The 2,027-nt window shown below is 72.3% G+C and carries 2 protein-coding genes; both read left to right on the top strand.

Annotated elements, in window-relative coordinates; translation table 11 throughout:
• The first annotated feature begins 117 nt into the window (after nucleotides 1-117).
• The gene (locus tag ACIA76_RS15190; RefSeq protein ID WP_397152377.1) at nucleotides 118-993 is read left to right on the top strand and encodes a hypothetical protein; all 876 of its coding nucleotides are present in this window, start codon (nucleotides 118-120) and stop codon (nucleotides 991-993) included.
• Nucleotides 990-2,027 (top strand): DUF4129 domain-containing protein (locus ACIA76_RS15185; RefSeq protein WP_397152376.1); only part of this gene is annotated, 1,038 nt, incomplete at its 3' end. The genes ACIA76_RS15190 and ACIA76_RS15185, both read left to right, overlap by 4 nt.

Below are 2,027 nucleotides of genomic sequence, written 5' to 3'. Positions count from 1 at the left end.
GCCCGCCCGGGGGGGGCGCGCGCCCCCCCCCCCCCCCCCCCCCCCCCCCCCCCCCCCCCCGCCGGGCGCCGCAAACCCGCGACGCCGGAGGCGGCGCCAACAACTACACTCAGCCGCGTGAATCCAGCCGCTGTCGGTGGGGCGGGGCTGTCGTCCAGTCCCGGCCTTGATGCGGGGACGGGGGACGGGGAGTTGGTGCCCGTTCGGCCGTTGACGTTTCGGGAGTTGCTGGATCTGCCGTTTGTCTTGATTCAGGGGAGTATTCGGCTGTTGGCGGGGTTGATCGCGCCGGTTTATGTCGTTGCCGTGGGGGTGGTCGCCGCGGTTACCGCTGCGGGGTCCGCGGTGACGGGTGGGTCGGATGACGGGACCGCCTGGGCGGCAATCGGTTCCACTGCGGTATGTATCTGGCTGTTGCGGCTGTTCGTGCGCGGGGTGGCGACGCCGATCGGGCTGGCGGGGGTGCATCGGCGGGCGATCGGGTGGCGGGCGGCCCTGGCGGGATTGCGGGGGAAGTTCGGGCCGCTGCTGATCTTCCAGATGTTGTACACGCTGGTCGGCGTCGGTGTGCTGGCGCTGGGTACACCGCTGATGATCACCCTGGTGCCCGCGATCGTCTGGCTTGGCTGGTTGCGGGCCAGATGGTTCGCGGTGCTGCCGGTGCTGTTCGAGGAGGGAGTGCCCTATCGGGCCGCGGCGGGGCGCGCGAAAGTCCTTGCCGCCGGGGCGGAATGGCAGCTGGCATGGCTGTGGCTGGCGCTGCGCGGGCTGCTGGTGGTGCTCACGGTCCCGCTGCTGGGGATTCCGCTGTTCCTGTCCGACTTCTCCGGCACGCATCGCTGGGCGGTCATCGTCCTGGCCACCGCGGCCGCCCTGTTGATCAGCGCATTCGCCGAGGTCGTGGACTCCGCCACCCGTGTGGTGAGCTATGTGGACCGCCGCTGCCGCCGCGAGGCCTGGGATATCCACATCCCGTCGGGACCGATGCGATGACGACGGGCGAGAACCCGGTCCCGGAACCGTCCGCTCCGGAGGTGCCCGCCCTCGGGCTCGCGGCCGAACACCTCGACGCGGCCGAACAAGCCGCCGCGCGAGGCGATTTCGATATCGCCGTGCGGGAGCGGTTCCGCGCGGTCGTGCGCGGCCTGGAACAGGGCGGAGTACTCGAGGTGCGCCGGGCCCGCACGGCGCGCGAGACGGCGGATGCGGCCGCGACCTCCGCGCCGGACCGAGCCGCCGAACTGCCCACCGTCGCACAGGGTTTCGACGAGGTCGTCTACGGCGGCCGCCCGGCCACTGCGACGGAATACGAGCGACTCGCCCAGGCCGATCGCTTCTCGCACGCACCACCGCCCCCGCCGGAGGCCATCGAGGTCGCCGCGCGCGAACGCCGTCGCCGCATTCCCCTGCGCCCGCCACCACTGCCGGAACTACTGCGGAATCCGACGTTCTGGGCGATCCTTCTCGGCGCGATCGCCGCGGTCCTGATCGTCTATGTGCTGCTGCGGCTGGCCGCCGCCCCGACCGCACCACACCATGTTCCGTCCCCGGACCGGCCCGAATTGCCGAATCCCGACCCCGGCGAGGGCAGCGACTCGATCTTCAGCAAGCTGCCGGACCCGCTGGCATACGGCGGTCTGCAGCTGCTGATCTGCGCCGCGATCGTCGTCTGGTGGCGTGCTCGTCGCCGCGGCACATTGGTCGGCGAGCCACGCCCGGTGGAGGTGCCCGCGGATGAACTACTGGCCGGACAGGCCGCGTTGTATCGCAGATCCGGCGATCGCGACCATGTCGCAGCGAAGCTGCGCGCGGCAACACTGCGGCGGATCCGACCCACACTGAGTCTCCCGGCCGACGCGCCGCCCGCCCAGATAGTCACCGCCATCGCCACACACCTGCGCGCCGACCCAGTCGAACACCCGCAACCACAACCGGGTTCACCCGCAAGGTTTGCGGCGCGGGGGGGGGGGGGGGGGGGGGGGGGGCGCCCGGCGACGGGGCACCCGCCCGCGCCCCACCACCCCCCG

Origin of the sequence: Nocardia sp. NPDC051570, from assembly GCF_044454005.1 — a bacterium.
GTDB lineage: Bacteria > Actinomycetota > Actinomycetes > Mycobacteriales > Mycobacteriaceae > Nocardia.
The sequence above is the reverse complement of the archived record's forward strand: the minus strand, read 5'-3'. Positions and strand labels throughout refer to the sequence as shown.